The organism is Acidimicrobiales bacterium (assembly GCA_041394265.1).
In the GTDB taxonomy this organism is placed as follows: domain Bacteria; phylum Actinomycetota; class Acidimicrobiia; order Acidimicrobiales; family SZUA-35; genus JBBQUN01.
The window spans coordinates 930,823-946,791 of record JAWKIO010000005.1; the positions used below are offsets into that span (position 1 = coordinate 930,823).

Consider the following 15,969-nt stretch of genomic DNA (forward strand, 5'->3'; position numbering starts at 1 on the left):
GACGACGGAGATGAGTCCGACGTCACACCCGGTGTCCGCCGGCCCGAGCAGACCAACATCAACTGTTTGCCTGTTGGTCACATCGAGTTCATCCTCGCGCTAGCGTTCCTGCGACGTGAGTGCCACCACCGCCCCCTCGGAATCTGCCAGTCATGAGCTCCCGACACCGGTTCGCTCGGTGCTCGTCGTCGGGTTCATCTACCTCTTCCTCGTCGGCGTCTCGAGCCTCGAGACCGGCATCAAGATCATGGGGGCCGACACCCAGGAACGGCTCTTCTCGGCGGTCACGAATCCGGTGGCCGGTCTCTGCGTCGGCGTTCTCGGGACGGTGCTGGTGCAGTCGTCGTCGGCCAGCACCTCGGTGATCGTCGGGCTCGTGGCGTCGGGGGCCATTTCGGTCGACCAGGCCGTCCCGATGGTCATGGGCGCCAACATCGGCACCACCGTCACCAATACGCTCGTGTCGCTCGGTCACGTACGCCAGTCGGCCGAGTTCAAACGGGCGTTTGCCGCGGCCACGGTGCACGACTTCTTCAACGTCCTCGCCGTAGCGACGCTGCTCCCACTCGAGTTGCTCACCGGCATCGTGTCGACGACCGCGCAGCGAATCTCCGAGACCTTGGTCGGCTCATCGGGATCGGAGTGGAAGTCACCGGTCAAGGCTTGGGTCAAGTGGCCGGTCCAGGCGATCGAAGGGGTATGGGAGAACGTGGCCTCGGGCAATCTGCTCGGCACGCTCATGGTCATCTCAGGCTTGCTGATCGTGCTGGCCTCCTTGACCCTCATCACCAAGAACATGCGTACCCTGGTTGCCGATCGGGTCGAGCGATCCATGAACGCCGTGCTGTCGAAGGGCGGCGGAGTGATCGCATTGGTGCTCGGCCTGTCCATCACCATCGCCGTGCAGTCCTCGAGCATCACCACCTCGATTCTCATCCCACTCACCGCCGCCGGCGTACTTTCGCTGCGCAACGCCTATCCGGTGACCCTCGGCGCAAACGTGGGCACCACGATCACCGCCCTCCTCGCTGCCCTCGCGGCCTCGAGTCCGGACTCACTCACCGTTGCGTTGGCGCACACCACCTTCAACGTGCTCGGCATCTTGTTCCTCTACGTCCTCCCCTTCGCCCGGGACGTACCGATCAGGCTCGCCGAAGGGCTGGCAACCATCGCCGTCCAGCGCCGCTCGCTCGCCTTCGGCTATGTCTTGGTGTCCTTCATCGTCCTCCCGCTGATCGGCGTGGTACTCCTCCGCTGACCCCAGCGTTCTTCACAAGGCGGTAACGCACATGCTCTCCTTCTTCAAGAAGTCGCCCGGCGGCGGACTCGACCACATCGTGCACCGCTCGGTCACGATGCTCGGCGACGCACGGCATTCGTTCGACCTGGCAACGCTGGCCCTGCTCACCGGCGCCGATGTCGACGCCGTCTCAGACGACATCCGCGAGACTGACGCCCGCATCAACCGAGCCGAGCAGGAGCTGCGCTCCGAGCTCGTCGTGCACGTCACCGTGAAAGGCGCCACCGACATCGGCACGGTGCTCGGCCTGATCCTCCTGCTCAAGAAGATCGAGCGCATCGGCGACCAGGCGAAGAACATTCTCGACCTGGCCGAGGGCGGCGTCCTCTTGTCGAACCAGCCCGACACCGAGGCAATGCTCGCTCAACGCTCGACCGTGTCGGCGCTCTTCGCCGAGGCCGCCGAGATGCTCGCCAGTGCCGAAGAAGTGCCGACCGATGACTACGTCGCCCGCGCCAACACCATCGTCGCCGACACCCAGGCCAAGATCGACGAGTTCATGCGCTCGGATCGGCCCGGCCACGAGGTCGTCCCCCGCGCCATCTACTACCGATACCTCAAGCGAATCGTGGCCAACCTGATCGGCATCGTTCGGACCTCGGTCGATCCGATCCAGTACGCCGACTACCTCGACCAGGGCACCGTCGACACCGACGACTGAGCCTCCGGAGCCGCGGCCACCCGGCCAGCGGCGCCTCAGGCCTTGACTACCAGGCCAGCGGCGCCTCAGGCCTTGACTACCCGGCCAGCGGCGCCTCAGGCCTTGACTACCCGGCCAGCGGCGCCTCAGGCCGTGGCAGTGGGAGCGATCCGCCCCTCGGCCGGCTGCACGATGACGATGCCGCTTCCGGTGAACGCCAACTGGAACGCCTCGCCCGAGCCGCGGCCGATCAGTGCCTTCGCCTTCACGGTCCGGTTGAGCGACGTCGACAACGACGAGCTCCAGGCGACCGCCGCATCGGGATCGGCGAACGTCGGCTGATCCGTCTTGAGCACGACCGGCTCACCCTGAGTGGTGATCGCGACCCACCCGTGACCCGCAATCTGCGTGTTGAACATGCCACCGGCGACCATGCCGGCCCCCGGCACACGAACGACGTCCCATTGCAGCGTCGGCTCGAAGGCAAGGACGTTCTTCCCGTTGATCGTGAGTCCGGCGCCCTCGAGATGCAGGATGTGGACCTGATCGGCCTCGTGAGCGAGGAACAGTTCGCCAGTACCGCTGCAGCGCATGAGCGGCACACCCTCGCCGGTGAGCGCCTTCTTCATGAACTTGCCGACGCTGCCCGACCCCTCGTAGTCGAAGTCGATGTCGCCTTGAAACGCCACCATCGATCCCTGGCGGGCGAGGACCGGCTCCCCCAGGGTCACCTTCAGCATCTTGGTGTTCTGTCGGATGACTCGCTGGCCCGATCCCGACCCGACCTCGGCGTAGCGATCATCGAGAAGCTCCGAGCGGATGCCTCCGGTTCCTCCTCCCATCGGGGCGGAGGCTGAGGCCCCCGGACCCGGGGGCGGTGGGGTCGAACTCGGACCCGGAGGCGGAGGGGTCGGCTCGGCCGCTGGAGGCGGTGGGGTCGGCTGGGCGGGCTGTGTCTCGTTGGTCCAGGCCGTCCCGTCCCAGTAGCGGACGAGGGCAGGGTCACCTGCGGGATCTGGATACCAACCGGCGGGTGTCGACATGATGGCGATGGTAGCGACTCGACACGCCGGCATCCGGGCAGGCCACACCGACACTCGATGTCGTTACCCGGCGGGCCGGTGTCAGCCGTCGATCGCCACGGGGATCGACCGGGCGGAACGATCGCTGATCGTCGCCTTCCACTCGACGGGACCAGCAAGGCGTAGCGTCGGGAACCGTCGCAGGAGCGCCGGAATGGCGATGCTCGACTCGAGCCGAGCGAGGGACGCCCCGAGGCAGAAGTGGTGACCCCTCCCGAACGCCAGATGGGGATTGGGATCTCGGCGCAGATCGAGACGCTCGGCACGTTCGAACACACGCGGATCTCGGTTGGCGGCGAGGATCGTGAAGAACACGGTCTGCCCCTGCTCGAAGCGACAGCCGTCGCGGTCGTGGGTCTCGGCGACCGTGCGCATCATCGCCTTCGCCGGACTCTCGAACCGTAGGAGTTCCTCGACGGCCGGCGCGATGTCGACATCACCGTGCCGGAGGTCGCGAGCCGCGTGTCCATCGTCGAGCAGTGCCGCGGTGGCGGAACCGAGGTGCGACGTCGTCGTGTCGTGACCGGCGAAGAGCAGAAGCGAACAGGCGCCCAGCATCTCTGCCGACGTCAGGCCGCTCGGATCCGACTCGGATTCGAGGAGGAGAGACAGCAGATTGTTCTCGGGCGCCCGGCGATAGCGCTCGATGAGCGCCCCTAGGTTCTGCTCCAGCTCCGAGCCGGCGGCACGAGCGAGTTCGTCGTAGTCGGCCCGGCCGGTCGCACCGAAGACGACCACGCCGAACTTCTGTGACCAATCGGCAAGCCAGCGCCCTTCGTCCTCGGGGACACCGAAGAGCTCGGCGATCACGGCCGCCGGCAGTGGATGGGTGAATGCCTCGACCAGGTCGACGATCGCGCCGTCGGCGAGGTCGACCGCCAAGCGATCCAACAATCGTGTGACGTACCCCTCGATCGCCGATGTGAGCGGCGCAACGGCCCTCGGGGTGAACGATCGGGACAGCGGCGAACGGAGTCGTGTGTGATCCGGCGGCTCGTGGAACAGCATCCACCCTTCGAGGAGACGGATCGCGCCGTCGAGCGCCTCGGCCCGAGCGCCGCTCAGCCGGGAGCGAAAGCCGTCCATCCGTTCGGTCGACAGTCGCGGATCGGTGAAGGCGGCCTCGAGTTCGGGGTGACCGGTGATCACCCACGCGCGGTGTCGGTCGCTCCAAGCAATGGGCGCACGGTCTCGAACACGCCCCAGGTACTCGTGGGGACGATCGACGCACTCGGCTGCCAACAGATCGATGTCGTGGTCCGTGGTCATCGGTGTCACCGGAGGCGAGATGGACTCATGCGCAGGCCTCCGTCGATGCGGATGATCTCACCGTTGAGCATCGGGTTCTCGATGATGTGGCGGGCGAGCCGTCCGTATTCGGCGGGATTGCCGAACCGGGGTGGGAACGGGGTCGAGTCGGCCATTGCCTCACCGAACTCGGGGGGCATCCCGGCGACCATCGGGGTCTCGAACGATCCGGGAGCGATCGACATCACCCGGACGCCCTCGGGTGCGAGGTCACGAGCCATCGGAAGTGTCATCCCCGCAACGCCGCCCTTCGACGCCGAGTAAGCGACACCGCCGTCGACGCCGTCGAACGCTGCGATCGAGGAGGTGGTGACGATCACCCCCCGCTCGCCGTCGTCGCCCAGGGGCTCGGCGTCTCGCAACTCCCAGGCGAAGAGCCGGCACAGGTTGAACGTGCCGGTCAGGTTCACGCGCACGACCCGCTCGAACAGCTCGAGATCATGAGGCTGGCGACGCCCGACCATCCGCTTCCCTGCCCCGATGCCGGCGCAGCAGACGAGCGCTCGCGGGACACCGAGTTCGGTGACGACTCGTTCGATTGCGACCACCGCCGAGTCGCCCGATCCGACGTCGCACGCAACGAAGAGTCCATCGATCTCCTTCGCCACCTCGGGACCACGCTCTCGGTTCATGTCGAGGATCGCCACCGATGCGCCTGCCGCCGCCAGCTCCCGGGCTGTCGCCTCACCCAATCCCGATGCGCCTCCGGTGACGACAGCAACTGCGTTCTCGAGCTCCATCTGCGCACTCTAGAGGGTCGACCATCGCCGACCCAGACGAGGTTCGGGCGCGTGGGGCTCGATCTCGGTACGTTCTCACCGTGACTCATCGCGTTGGCATCATCGGTCTCGGAACGGTCGGCTCCCGCTTCGTCGAGCAGTTCTCGCTGCATCCTGCCTTCGAGGTCGTCGCCGCATGGGACCCGGATCCCAGTGCCTGCGACGCTCGGGCGCACGCCGTCGACATCAAGCCGGGCCCGACAGAGGTCATCGATGCCGCCGACATGGTGTACATCGCCGTACCACCCCTCTTCCACGGCCAGTACGTCGAGGCGTGCATCGCCGCAGGAAAGGCGATCTTCTGCGAGAAGCCGCTCGGGATCGATGTTGCGGCGAGTCGCAAGCTGGTCGACGACGTGTCAGCGAGCGGCCTGCCCGCAGCTGTCAACTTCGTCTTCGGGGCTGCGCCGTCGGCGCTCCGTCTCGTCGACGCCGTCGAGCGGGGCGAACTCGGCGAGATCGTGCGGTGCGACCTCCGTCTGCACTTCGCTCACTGGCCGCGCATCTGGCACCAGAAGGCAGCGTGGCTGGCGCTGCGAGACCAAGGCGGCTGGATTCGCGAAGTCGTCTCACACTTCCTCTTCCTCGCCGGGCGGCTGCTCGGACCGCTGACACTCGAGCATTCGTCGGTCTCGTTCCCCGATGGCACCGATGGCGTGGCGGCCGAGTGCGACGCCGTTGCCCGTCTCACCTCCGATCGTGGTCCGCTGACGATGATCGGAACCAGCGAGGGAGTCGGACCCGACGTCGTCGATCTGACGGTGCGAGGACGCAGTCGATCGCTCCGGGTCCTCGACTGGTACCGCTTGCAGGCCACCGACGGAGGCGAGTGGGCCGACCTCCTCGGCGACGATCGCCTCGCACTTGGAACGTCGGCCTACCACTCACAACTGGATCAGTTGGCTCGAATGCTCGACGGGGAATCGCACACACTCGCCAACTTCGCCGAGGCGCTGGCCGTCCAGGAACTGGTCGAGAGCATGCTCACCGTTCCACCACCGTCCTAGCGAATGGCGACACCCCAGTAGATGGGATGGGCGGGGTTGAGCTTGCTGCCGAGAGTGTCTCGGGTGGCACGAACCTCGGCGAAGCCGGCGGCCTCGATGGCGTCGACGGTGTCGGGAGCCGGATCGCACCCATCACCGACCAGACCCCACGGCCAACGAATGGCTCGCTGGAGTCCACGTACCACCGGCTGCTCGGACGCCACGTGTTCGATGAAGAGGAAGCGGCCACCGGGCTCGAGAATCCGGTGGATCTCGCGCACCATGGCGATCTGATCGCCGACACTGCAGAGCACCAGGGTCGAAACAACAGCGGCGACGCTGCCATCGGCCAACCCCGCCTCCCGAAGGTCGTCCGATCGGATCTCGAGTTGGATCCCCGCGTCGACAGCAGCCCGGCGCAGACCATCGTGCATCGCCCGATTCGGCTCAAACGCCAGCACCGACGCGCCCGCCGGATAGCGGCGGAAGTTCGAACCGAGGCCCGGTCCGATCTCGATGATCCGGTCGGGCAGCGCCACGAGGGTCTCGTCCTTGTGCGGGCGGAACGTCGCGTCGATACCGCCGGCCAGATGGGACCAACAACGAGCGAAGAACCGGTCCTGCCAGCCGGGCGTGGTCGTGTTCATGTGCGTGAGGGTACGGCCTCCGAACGGCGTGGGCCGCAGCCCAACTGGGGCGCGCACCGCCGGACCAGTAGGGTGCGACGATGCGTGTCAACGTCACCACTGCCGGATCCGGCCCACCCATCGTCCTCCTGCACGGCATCGGGTCGAGCTCCGCCACCTGGGCGACCGGCATGTCACTGCTGCAGGATCGTTACACGGTGGCTGCCATCGACCTCATGGGCCACGGAGCCTCACCGGTTCCCGACGATCCGGCCGAATACACACGTGACCGTGCCCTCGATGACATCGACGAACTGCTCGCCACCTTCGACGAGCCGGCCGTGCTCGTCGGCCACTCGCTCGGCGGCTACCTGGCCCTGGCCCATGCGGCAACAAGGCCCGGTGTGGCCCGTGGCGTCGTGGTGCTCAACACCGGCCCAGGGTTCCGTGATCCGGAGAAGCGAGAGGCGTGGAACGACCGCTCGCGCCGGAACGCCCACCGTTTCGGCGTGGTGCCGCAAGCCGCCGAACTCAACTTGCAGGAGGACTCGGTGGTCATGGATCGTGTGGCCGAGACGGCAACCCCGACCCTGGTGTTGGCCGGCGACGCCGACCGTCCCGAGTACGCAGGCGCCGGGCAGTACCTCGAGCGCAAGATGCCGAACGCTCGGTTCGTCTCGATCGCCGGTGGCGAGCACGCCATGCACGAGGACTCCCACGCCCAAGAGGTCGCCGACCTCATCGCCGAGTTCATCGAGGGTCTGTGACCACGGGCAGCGGTGAGCAACAGCCACCGCTCATCGTCGGACTCACCGGTGGGATCGGCGCCGGCAAGTCGACCGTCGCCCGGGCCTTGGCCGAGCATGGGGCCGAGGTGATCGACATGGACGGTCTCGGCCACCTCGTGCTCGAGCCGGGCGGTCGGGCCTATCACGCACTCATCGACGCGTTCGGTCCCGAGATCGTCGCCGACGACGGAACGATCAGCCGACCGGCGCTCGGCGGCAAGGTCTTCGGTGACCCCGAGGCGCTGGCCCGTCTCAACGCGATCAGCCACCCAGCTATCAACGCCGAACTCCTCGATCGACTGCAGGCGAGCACCAGTGAGATCGTCGTGCTCGACATGGCCATCCTCGTGGAGAGCCAACTCGGTCGCCTCGACCCGCCTTGGGGCTACACCACGGTCATCACCGTGGAGGCGCCGGTGGAGCTGCGCGTGACCCGAGCGGTCGAGCGCGGGATGGACGAGGCCGATGCACGTCGTCGAGTGGAGCGGCAGGCCTCCGAAGAGGATCGTCGAGCCGTCGCCGATCGGGTCATCACCAATGCTGCCGACGAGGCCGCACTTCGAGCGGAAGTCGATGCTTGCTGGACGTGGCTCTGTTCGCTTCGCGACTGACGTCGACCGTCAGGCGTCGGTGTCCGACCCATCGCCAGCCGTTACCGACGCTGGCCGCTTCCGCAGCGGTCCGGTCCGTCCGATCGAGCTGACAAAGCCCAGCCCGATCATCGCGACGACCATGGCAGCCACGTACGCCCGCCCGAAGGCCGTGGTGGTGGCGACGCCGCCGTAGACCGCAACGAGCAGGGAGATGCCGAGCGCGTTGCCCACCTGCTGCACCATCCGTTGGGTGGCGGTCGCCATCCCGATGGAGTCGTCGTCGACCGAATTCACGTAGATCGCACCGATCGACGGGCCCAGCGTTCCCATGGAGATGCCCTGGAGCACGAGGGCGACGGCGACGAGCGCGACGATCTCTCGGAAGGCAGCAATCGAGAACACTCCCATCGAGATCGTGAGGAGGACGACTCCGGACAGCGCCGCTCGTTGCTCCCCCACCTTGGCGCCGAGCTGACCTCCGACCGGCGAGGACAGGCTCAGCGCCGCCGGCCGCAACAGCATCATGAGCGCGACGGCCGACAGCTCCCATCGCAGCACGCCCCGCATCATCAGCGGTGTGACGACGAACGCCCCCATGTAGGCCGCGCTCGTGAAGAACTCGGTCCCGAGCGGCAGCACGAAGTGAGGGCGTCGAAGCAAGCCGAGTGGGAGCAGCGGTGATTCGGCTCGCCGTTCGACGGCGACGAACGCGAACCCGAAGACCGGTCCGAATCCGGCGGCCAGCAGCACCGCCGGATGTGTCCATCCCCACGCTCGACCTTGGGTCAGCGCAAACATGACGCCGCCGGCCGAGAGGGCCAGGGTGAGTGCGCCCAGCAAGTCGAAACTCCGTGACCCGTCGCTGGCCTCGACCTCCTCCAGCACGAACCAGGCAATGACCACGGGAAGGACCGAGAAGACCGCCTGGGCAACGAACACGTAGCGCCAACCGATCAGCTCGACCAGAGGCCCGCCGGCCGCGAGACCGAGGGCCGGCGATCCTGCGCCGACGAGTGACCACCAGCCCATGGCCTTCACCCGTTCTCGGCGAGGGATCTCGCGCATGATCAGCGCCATCGAACTCGGTCCGGTGCCGGCACCAATGACCTGCGACAGGGTGCGGAAGGCGATGAGCGAGAGGGCCGACCATGCCGCGGCCGTGAGCGCAGCGGTGACCGCCGACAGGAAGAAGCCGACCAGGAACACCCGGCGCTGGCCGATGATGTCGCCGAGTCGACCGAGAAGCGGAAGCGCGACCGCACCGGCGAGCATGGGCGCCGACACCACCCAGGCGATGGTGGTTTCCGAGGTGTCGAAGTCCTTGGCGATGTCGCCGAGCGACACGGTCAGGATCGTGACGGGGAACGAGGTCGCAAAAACACCGACCAGACAGGTGATCAGCACCCATCGTTGGTAGGCGCCCCTGGCTCGCAGCCCAGCGACGGTGTCGGCGCGTCGCTGCTGCAGGGAAGTGGCCACCGGCGCAGGCTACGCCCACCGCCGATGGCACCGACACTTCGACCCGCCGGCAGGCGAGGGTGTATACACAGCGTCATGACGACCGATGCATCAGACGCTCCCGCCTCCGAGCCCACGCCGAGCGACTCACCAAATCGTGAGTGGAGCCGGGTGCGCTACGACGAGCCGGCCCCGGGCGTCGGACGCATCACGCTCGCACGGGCCGAGGCCGCCAACGCCCAGGACTACCAGATGCTGAGCGAACTCAACGAGGCGTTCGACGTTGCGGCTCGCGCCACCAACATCCGCGTCATCGTCCTTGCCGCCGACGGCAAACACTTCTCATCGGGTCACGACCTGCGCGACACCACCGACATCAACGATCTGCCGACGATCGGCACCCAGTGCCATTTCGATGCACCCGGCGCCGAGGGCTACATGGCCCGGGAGGCCGAGATGTATGTGGGCCTGTGTTGGCGCTGGCGCAACCTCCCGAAACCGACGATCGCTTCGGTCCAGGGCAAGGTGATCGCCGGCGGATTGATGCTGGTGTGGCCGATGGACCTCATCATCTGCGCCGACGACGCCACGTTCTCCGATCCGGTCGTCGCCTTCGGCGTGAACGGCCACGAGTACTTCACCCATCCCTACGAGGTCGGGGCACGGCTCGCCAAGGAGATGCTCTTCACCGGCCGGGCGATCACCGCCGAAGAAGCCCATCGCCACGGCATGGTCACCAAGGTGGTGCCGCGTGACGAGCTGGAGTCCGCCACACTCGAGATGGCGGCCCACATCGCCAAGCGCCCCATGATCGGGTTGACCCTCGCCAAGCAGAGCGTGAACAACACGCTCGATGCGATGGGCATGTACACCTCGCTCCAGTCGGCCTTCGGCCTCCACCATGTTGGCCACAGTCACAACAAGCTCATGTTCGACTCACTGGTCGACCCGAGCGGGGTCGACGTCATCCGCTCCGAAGCCTGACCCGGACCGAACCCTCGGGGCTGCGTCCAAAACGCCACAACCTCCGGGGTTGCGCGTCGCTCCTCGTACGGTGCCCCGGAGCTTGGCTGGGATTGGACGGAGGCCCGAAGGTTGGCAGCGCTGGTATTGCGGGGCGGAAGCCGGCGGTGCGGTGTGGAAGCCGGCGGTGCGGTGTGGAGCGGAGCTCCGTCAGAGGCGTTGGTTGAACTCGACGAGGTTGCCGGACGGGTCGGAGCAGAACGTCTGGTGGCAGATGCCGTCCATGGTCGAGACCCGACCGGTCTTCACCCCGGCAGCATCGAGTTCGGTGACGACGGCCGCGATGTCGGCCACCTCGAACGCGAAGTGCTGACCCTTTCCCTCGGGCATGTCATTGAGCAAGAGGTGGATCTGACGACCGTCGGGGCAGCTCAGCCAGCGACCGGGGACAGCGATCGCATCGTCGGGCCGGTCGAGCAGCTCGAGCCCAAGGGTGTCGGTGTAGAAGGCGACGGTCTGGTCGAGATCACTCACATTGATCGACACATGATGCACACCACGTAGCTCCATGGGCCGCACCCTACACGAGGGCCCGCTGCCGCCCGCCATGACACGAGGGCCGCTGCCGCCCACCAGGTCGGACATTTCACTTGACATGTTGGAAAGTGAAGTATTCAATTTCCAACATGGAATCTGAAGCGGCACCCACTCCCCTCACGCAACTTGACGATCTGCGCAAGGCACAGGTCCTTGCCCACACCCGATACCCGAAGCTCGGCCCGTGGTATCCACCACTGTTCGGCGCGGCGGCCGCCGGATGGGTGGCTGCCTATGCGCTCCCGGTGTGGGGTTCGTTGTTGGTCTGGGTCGTGCTGGGATCAACGGCCGGCGCCCTGATGCGTTGGTACGTCGCCAAGCGGGGTGCAGCACCGAATCCCATGCAGGCGCCCGCCCCGATCAAGCACGAGATGGTGATCTACCTCGTGGGCCTGACGATCCTCATCGGGGCGATCCTCGCCGCCTACCTGGCGATCGGCTGGTGGGCAGGAGCGCTGGTTGCGTTCGTCGGGTTCACGATCGGCATTGCGGTCTATGAGCGTCGCTACGCCGAGGCCGCCCATCGCGCCGAGGTCGAGGCAGGGATCACCGCATGACCATCGACGAGCCCGAGGTCCTCCGATGAGCCTCGATGACCTCGATCCGCTGCTCACCCAGCCCAAGCGGCTCGCAGCGCTCGGCGTGCTGGCGAACTCCAAGAACACCGAGTTCGCCTTCCTGCGTGAGGTGCTGGGCCTCAGCGACTCCGACCTGTCGAAACAGATGAGCGCCCTCACCGAGGCCGGCTACGTCACCGTCAAGAAGACGGGGCGAGGCCGGGACCGCCAGACCTGGTTCAAGATCACCAAGGACGGTCGATCGGCGATGCAGGGACACGTCGATGCACTCAACGCGCTGGTGGCTGCGGCGCCCACCGCGCCCGACATGGTCGACAGCTGAGGCGGTCGCGCCTCAGCCCCCGTAGCCGATCCACGCTCCCTGAGCGGCCTCGACGATCGACGGGTCGAGGATGGTCGAGGGCCGGGTGTCGACGTTCGAGCGGGCGACGTCGGGCGAGAAGTTCTGGGCCGCGGCGAACATCGCGGCAGTGAGGAACCGGTTGTCGGGCAGGGCCACGAACGTCGTCGGAGGCAACGAGTCGAGCGTGGCGAGGTGGAAGCCCCAATCGCCGAATGACGGCACGTCGACGTGATACGGCAGCGTGACGAAGCCAGCCGCCTCGAGCGTGTCGGCACAGGTCCAGAACGCCTCGGGAGCAAAGAACGGCGATCCACACTGGACGACGACCCGACCGTTGGGCCGCAGCAGTCGCCCCACTCGCTCGTACAACTCCACCGAGTAGAGCCGGCCCAATGCTGGAGTGTCGGGATCGGGGAAGTCGACGATCACCGCGTCGAAACCGACACGACCCTCGCTTGCCCTCCGGTCGACCCAGGTGAAGGCGTCGTCGTTGACGATCTGGAGGCGAGGATCGTCGCACGCACCATTCGGGAGCACCGCCAGTTCCGGCACCGTACGCATCAACTCGACCACGCCGGAATCCAGCTCCACCATCGTGATCGACTCGACCTCGGGATGGCGCAAGATCTCTCGCGCCGCCAGGCAGTCGCCACCACCGAGGATCAGCACGTTGGCGGCGCCGGTCACGGCCGGATGCACCAGCGCCTCGTGGTAGCGGAACTCGTCGACACTCGACAGCTGGAGATCACCGTCGAGGAAGAGACGCGTGTCGACCACACCACCAGGGTGGGTTCGGGAGGTGACGACCAATTCCTGGATGCCGGAGTCGACGGCGGCCACGATCGGATCGCGGAACTGGGCCTGCTGGCCGTCGGCCACGATCGTCGGCGACACCAGCGCCAATGCGGCCAGCGCGCCGGCGCCACCGACGAGCAATGGCACCACCCGACGAGGGTCGGAGCCAGGGACGATCAACGCAACGGCCGCCGCCGCCAACAGGTTGACCACGGCCACCAGCACCGTGCCCTCGACGATGCCGAAGAACGGTCGAACCACGAAGGCGAACGCGATGGCGCCGACGAGGGCACCGAAATAATCAGCGGCGGTGTAGTCGGCCACGACCTTGGTTGGCGATTGGGCAGCCAGCCGCTCGTTCAACGCCGCAAGGAGTGGCATCTCGGCTCCAATGCACACGCCGATCGCGAAGGCCACACCAAGCAGCGGACCCCAGAAGGCGTCGAGTCGGGCCCAGGTCCAGTAGAGCAGCGGTGCGGCGCCGGCGCCGAGGAGCGCCAACACCATCTCGACCCGGATGAAGGCCGCCACCGGCCGGCCGGCCCAGCGGCCACCATTCGTTGCCCCGACCCCCATCCCGAGCATGGCGGTACCGAGCACGATGGCGTTGGCCCGCTCGGTACTGCCGATGGTCACCGTACCCAGCAGCATCAGCGACAGTTCGTAGGCGACGCCAGCCCCGGCGATGACGGCCGCGACGAAGAGCAGGAGCCGCCGGCGCCGGATCAGTTCGGCGCCGGAAGTCGACGGTTCGACGAGGTCAGGAGATGGCGGCGGCAACGACGAGAGCCAAGCCGATCTCGGCCCCGACCGCAACACACGTCGCCGGGTCGAACCGGTCTTCCTCCACCAATTGGCGGAGTCGCACCGGCAGGACGAGGTCGACGAGGAGGAAGACGATCGCCGACATGATCAATCCCAGAACGCTGTACAGGACAGCATCGAGCAGTCCTTCGTCGAGGGCGTCGGGGGCAGTCCAGATGGCGACGAAGATGATGATCCCGACCGAGACCATCTTGCCGCCGACCAGCAGACCGGCATTGAGGTTCTGCGACACCTGGGCCCGGAGGTTGCCGGGCGTCAGGAGGTCGACGACCACGAATCCCAGCGCCATCAGCGCCATGGCCGTTCCCAACCAGGCGAAGGTGTTGCCGAGGTCGTTGATGAAATCACTCATGTCGTTGGTCCCTCTGTCATTGCTCGAATCTCAGCGGCTTGGCCGGTTCCCTCGCCGACGATCACTTACCGGACGACGACCCGCCGCCCCGGAAGCCGTTGCCGCTGTTGCTGCTGCTCGAACCGCTCGAACGGTAGGTGTTGATGCGGCTCCCCCACCGATTGCTGGCGAGCAAGACGCCACTGTGGCGGTTGTAGGCCTTGTCGTTGTCGGCATAGAGCACGACGTTCGAGCCGGTCTCGTTGGGCGAGAGCCACAGCGTTCCCGACTTGTAGAGCAGGAAGACGTCGCCGCCGGCGTCGTCGGTGCGCTCGTCGGGTTTCTCCTTGGCGGCGATGGCATCGGCCACCGTGGCGGGCTCACCGTTGATCCGCCAGGTGCCCGTCACCTTGTCACCGGACGCATCGGTGGCGCTCACTCCGATATCCGACGGCGAGACCGACTCGGCACCCGGGATGTCCTTGACCGTGGTGGCGAGGTCGGGGCCTTTCGATCCGCAGGAGGCAGCGAACAGCAAGAAGACGATGACGATCCCGAACGGGCGGCGAAGAGCAGTCATCGGACGAGGTCCTTTCGCTGGCGGTCGACGCTCATGGACGAGCGCGCACCCGCCGGCGGGCGAGCGACCGTATGGGTGATGACGGCGTGCGGGTCGACACCCGGATAGAGATGCCATGAGTGCCAGGCCAGTTGAGCAGCTCCGCTGATGGGCAGCATCTGCAGGTCGGCAACGAGGGCCGTGAGGGCGAGGTCGTCGCCGGGGAACCGCCCGACGATCGCCGTCGGCACGTCGTGCAGATGTTCGAGTTGGCTGGCCGCCATCCGAACGGCGTCGTCGCCGACGACCGTCTTCGAGGTGAACTGCACCTCCCACTCGTTCACGCTCCACCCGTAGGTGCCCGGCAGGGTGTCGGCGTCGACAGCGTCATCGGAGGCGCCGCATGCCACCGTCTCCCTGACCAGCAGCTCGGTTGCCCCATCACCTGCTCGGACGGTGACTCGGTGCGAGGCGGAAAGAATGTCGAGATCGACTCGCCACGGACCCAGGTCGACGGCGAGTGTGCGAACGGCATGATGCGGTGTCGGACCGGTGTGCAGGCGAAGCGCTCGACCGTCGGTGTCGACGCTCTCTACGTCGATCGCCAGTGCGGTGACCACGGGAGGCCGGACGCGAGGCGGTCGTCTGAGCATGATGCCTTGGCCCATGGTTCCCTCCTGTGGCTCGGCGACGCCGAGAGTAGCGCAATCTCGCTCGTCGTGCCGGTGTAACCCAGCGCACCGATTAGTGTGCACCCACATCACATCAGCCAGACGGAGGGAGTCATCTGATGTTCGGAAAGTTCGGCAAGGGCCGCGACCGCACGAAGAAGCTGGAGATGTTGGCGAACGCACCGATCGGCGCCGGCACATCGGTGAACGGCCGGCGGGGCGTCATCAAGGGGACGCTCCTGTTGTCCGAAGACGGCGACCGCTGGATCGAGCACCTCGTCGAGCACCAGGACGGCGAACGGCTGTGGGTGGCTGTCGAGAACTTCGATCGGACCCGAGCAACGCTGTGGTCCGACGTCGAGGTGTGGGACGTCAAGGGCGGTCCCGACGACAAGTCGATCACCTACAACGGCCAGTCGTTCCGGCGCAACGAGAGCGGCACGGTGTCGTACACCTCGAAGGGCGAGGTCGATCTGTTCGCGTCCGGCACGATCGACTACGTCGACTTCAACGGACCCGACAACATGCGCATCGGGTTCGAACGGTTCGGCGAGGAGGGGGCGGGGCGGCGCCGCCGGGCGACGTCGGGGTTGTGCCCGAACTGCCACGCTCCGCTCCATGCCGATGCCGCCAACAAGTGCAGCAGCTGCGGCTCCGACCTCATGGCCGACCATGGCCACTGGGGGTCGTGGGAGGTGGCGCTCGGCGTCGACGTCACCGACTCGGCCGGCCTGCAGTAGCACCACT

At 66.8% G+C, this 15,969-nt stretch carries 19 protein-coding genes; 9 read left to right on the forward strand and 10 right to left on the reverse strand.

What is annotated here, in order from left to right; all coding sequences use genetic code 11:
- Nucleotides 1–115: 115 nt before the first annotated feature.
- Both R2733_04455 and R2733_04460 read left to right on the forward strand, forming a co-directional pair.
- Nucleotides 116–1,258: a Na/Pi symporter gene (locus R2733_04455; GenBank protein MEZ5375741.1), complete on the forward strand. Its 1,143-nt coding sequence runs from the start codon at nt 116–118 to the stop codon at nt 1,256–1,258.
- Nucleotides 1,259–1,289: 31 nt separating this feature from the next.
- A complete protein-coding gene (locus R2733_04460; GenBank protein MEZ5375742.1) occupies nt 1,290–1,961 on the forward strand; it encodes a PhoU domain-containing protein in 672 nt (223 codons plus the stop codon).
- A gap of 125 nt (nt 1,962–2,086) precedes the next feature.
- On the opposite strand, the gene R2733_04465 is transcribed toward R2733_04460, so the two are convergent.
- The 3 genes from R2733_04465 to R2733_04475 all read right to left on the reverse strand — a co-directional run bounded on the left by R2733_04465 (nt 2,087) and on the right by R2733_04475 (nt 5,070).
- Nucleotides 2,087–2,782: an AIM24 family protein gene (locus R2733_04465; protein ID MEZ5375743.1), complete on the reverse strand. Its 696-nt coding sequence runs from the start codon at nt 2,780–2,782 to the stop codon at nt 2,087–2,089.
- A 282-nt stretch (nt 2,783–3,064) separates the two neighbouring features.
- Nucleotides 3,065–4,291 (reverse strand): cytochrome P450, encoded by a 1,227-nt coding sequence (locus tag R2733_04470; protein ID MEZ5375744.1) that lies wholly within the window; start codon nt 4,289–4,291, stop codon nt 3,065–3,067.
- A 5-nt stretch (nt 4,292–4,296) separates the two neighbouring features.
- The gene (locus R2733_04475) at nt 4,297–5,070 is read right to left on the reverse strand and encodes an SDR family NAD(P)-dependent oxidoreductase (GenBank protein ID MEZ5375745.1); all 774 of its coding nucleotides are present in this window, start codon (nt 5,068–5,070) and stop codon (nt 4,297–4,299) included.
- A gap of 80 nt (nt 5,071–5,150) precedes the next feature.
- Here R2733_04475 and R2733_04480 point away from each other — a divergent pair, with 80 nt between their 5' ends.
- Nucleotides 5,151–6,116 (forward strand): Gfo/Idh/MocA family oxidoreductase, encoded by a 966-nt coding sequence (locus R2733_04480; GenBank protein MEZ5375746.1) that lies wholly within the window; start codon nt 5,151–5,153, stop codon nt 6,114–6,116.
- Here the strand turns inward: R2733_04480 and R2733_04485 are convergent.
- Complete coding sequence (locus tag R2733_04485) at nt 6,113–6,742, reverse strand: class I SAM-dependent methyltransferase (protein ID MEZ5375747.1); 630 nt, start codon at nt 6,740–6,742, stop codon at nt 6,113–6,115. The genes R2733_04480 and R2733_04485 overlap by 4 nt on opposite strands.
- A gap of 80 nt (nt 6,743–6,822) precedes the next feature.
- Between R2733_04485 and R2733_04490 the strand changes: the two genes are divergently transcribed.
- Nucleotides 6,823–7,488 carry an alpha/beta fold hydrolase gene (locus tag R2733_04490; GenBank protein ID MEZ5375748.1) on the forward strand — a complete coding sequence of 222 codons (666 nt, stop codon included), beginning with the start codon at nt 6,823–6,825 and terminating at the stop codon, nt 7,486–7,488.
- Complete coding sequence (gene coaE / locus R2733_04495; GenBank protein MEZ5375749.1) at nt 7,485–8,120, forward strand: dephospho-CoA kinase; 636 nt, start codon at nt 7,485–7,487, stop codon at nt 8,118–8,120. The genes R2733_04490 and coaE overlap by 4 nt, the downstream gene beginning before the upstream one ends.
- 9 nt (nt 8,121–8,129) lie before the next feature.
- Here coaE and R2733_04500 read toward each other — a convergent pair whose 3' ends face one another.
- Entirely contained in the window at nt 8,130–9,581 is a 1,452-nt protein-coding gene (locus R2733_04500) for an MFS transporter (protein ID MEZ5375750.1), read from the reverse strand.
- Between the two features lie 75 nt (nt 9,582–9,656).
- Between R2733_04500 and R2733_04505 the strand changes: the two genes are divergently transcribed.
- On the forward strand, nt 9,657–10,544 hold the full coding sequence (locus R2733_04505; protein ID MEZ5375751.1) for an enoyl-CoA hydratase: 888 nt from the start codon (nt 9,657–9,659) through the stop codon (nt 10,542–10,544).
- 189 nt (nt 10,545–10,733) lie between these two features.
- Here R2733_04505 and R2733_04510 read toward each other — a convergent pair whose 3' ends face one another.
- Nucleotides 10,734–11,093: a VOC family protein gene (locus R2733_04510; GenBank protein MEZ5375752.1), complete on the reverse strand. Its 360-nt coding sequence runs from the start codon at nt 11,091–11,093 to the stop codon at nt 10,734–10,736.
- A gap of 116 nt (nt 11,094–11,209) precedes the next feature.
- Here R2733_04510 and R2733_04515 point away from each other — a divergent pair, with 116 nt between their 5' ends.
- Together R2733_04515 and R2733_04520 are read left to right on the forward strand one after the other, a co-directional pair.
- Nucleotides 11,210–11,677, forward strand: coding sequence for a hypothetical protein (locus tag R2733_04515; GenBank protein ID MEZ5375753.1), 468 nt, complete (start codon nt 11,210–11,212; stop codon nt 11,675–11,677).
- Between the two features lie 25 nt (nt 11,678–11,702).
- Nucleotides 11,703–12,020, forward strand: coding sequence for a transcriptional regulator (locus R2733_04520; protein ID MEZ5375754.1), 318 nt, complete (start codon nt 11,703–11,705; stop codon nt 12,018–12,020).
- Nucleotides 12,021–12,032: 12 nt separating this feature from the next.
- Here the strand turns inward: R2733_04520 and R2733_04525 are convergent, their stop codons facing one another.
- The 4 genes from R2733_04525 to R2733_04540 form a co-directional block, all read right to left on the reverse strand.
- A complete protein-coding gene (locus R2733_04525; GenBank protein ID MEZ5375755.1) occupies nt 12,033–13,616 on the reverse strand; it encodes a polyamine aminopropyltransferase in 1,584 nt (527 codons plus the stop codon).
- Nucleotides 13,597–14,013, reverse strand: a complete 417-nt coding sequence (locus tag R2733_04530; GenBank protein ID MEZ5375756.1) for a DUF350 domain-containing protein — start codon at nt 14,011–14,013, stop codon at nt 13,597–13,599. Before R2733_04530 ends, R2733_04525 begins: the two co-directional genes overlap by 20 nt.
- A 61-nt stretch (nt 14,014–14,074) precedes the next feature.
- The gene (locus tag R2733_04535; GenBank protein MEZ5375757.1) at nt 14,075–14,572 is read right to left on the reverse strand and encodes a DUF4247 domain-containing protein; all 498 of its coding nucleotides are present in this window, start codon (nt 14,570–14,572) and stop codon (nt 14,075–14,077) included.
- Nucleotides 14,569–15,219 carry a DUF2617 family protein gene (locus R2733_04540; protein MEZ5375758.1) on the reverse strand — a complete coding sequence of 217 codons (651 nt, stop codon included), beginning with the start codon at nt 15,217–15,219 and terminating at the stop codon, nt 14,569–14,571. Before R2733_04540 ends, R2733_04535 begins: the two co-directional genes overlap by 4 nt.
- Nucleotides 15,220–15,341: 122 nt before the next feature.
- Between R2733_04540 and R2733_04545 the strand changes: the two genes are divergently transcribed.
- Nucleotides 15,342–15,962 carry a DUF4178 domain-containing protein gene (locus R2733_04545; GenBank protein ID MEZ5375759.1) on the forward strand — a complete coding sequence of 207 codons (621 nt, stop codon included), beginning with the start codon at nt 15,342–15,344 and terminating at the stop codon, nt 15,960–15,962.
- Nucleotides 15,963–15,969: the final 7 nt, after the last annotated feature.

What these genes read in the sequence shown, in the direction of transcription:
- R2733_04530 (MEZ5375756.1), bottom strand. Translation starts at nt 14,013, where the DNA reads ATGAGTGATTTCATCAACGACCTCGGCAACACCTTCGCCTGGTTGGGA.
- R2733_04510 (MEZ5375752.1), bottom strand. Translation starts at nt 11,093, where the DNA reads ATGGAGCTACGTGGTGTGCATCATGTGTCGATCAATGTGAGTGATCTC.
- R2733_04465 (MEZ5375743.1), bottom strand. Translation starts at nt 2,782, where the DNA reads ATGGGAGGAGGAACCGGAGGCATCCGCTCGGAGCTTCTCGATGATCGC.
- R2733_04485 (MEZ5375747.1), bottom strand. Translation starts at nt 6,742, where the DNA reads ATGAACACGACCACGCCCGGCTGGCAGGACCGGTTCTTCGCTCGTTGT.
- R2733_04490 (MEZ5375748.1), top strand. Translation starts at nt 6,823, where the DNA reads ATGCGTGTCAACGTCACCACTGCCGGATCCGGCCCACCCATCGTCCTC.
- R2733_04535 (MEZ5375757.1), bottom strand. Translation starts at nt 14,572, where the DNA reads ATGACTGCTCTTCGCCGCCCGTTCGGGATCGTCATCGTCTTCTTGCTG.
- R2733_04545 (MEZ5375759.1), top strand. Translation starts at nt 15,342, where the DNA reads ATGTTCGGAAAGTTCGGCAAGGGCCGCGACCGCACGAAGAAGCTGGAG.
- R2733_04470 (MEZ5375744.1), bottom strand. Translation starts at nt 4,291, where the DNA reads ATGACCACGGACCACGACATCGATCTGTTGGCAGCCGAGTGCGTCGAT.
- R2733_04460 (MEZ5375742.1), top strand. Translation starts at nt 1,290, where the DNA reads ATGCTCTCCTTCTTCAAGAAGTCGCCCGGCGGCGGACTCGACCACATC.
- R2733_04520 (MEZ5375754.1), top strand. Translation starts at nt 11,703, where the DNA reads ATGAGCCTCGATGACCTCGATCCGCTGCTCACCCAGCCCAAGCGGCTC.
- R2733_04505 (MEZ5375751.1), top strand. Translation starts at nt 9,657, where the DNA reads ATGACGACCGATGCATCAGACGCTCCCGCCTCCGAGCCCACGCCGAGC.
- R2733_04515 (MEZ5375753.1), top strand. Translation starts at nt 11,210, where the DNA reads ATGGAATCTGAAGCGGCACCCACTCCCCTCACGCAACTTGACGATCTG.
- R2733_04540 (MEZ5375758.1), bottom strand. Translation starts at nt 15,219, where the DNA reads ATGGGCCAAGGCATCATGCTCAGACGACCGCCTCGCGTCCGGCCTCCC.
- R2733_04475 (MEZ5375745.1), bottom strand. Translation starts at nt 5,070, where the DNA reads ATGGAGCTCGAGAACGCAGTTGCTGTCGTCACCGGAGGCGCATCGGGA.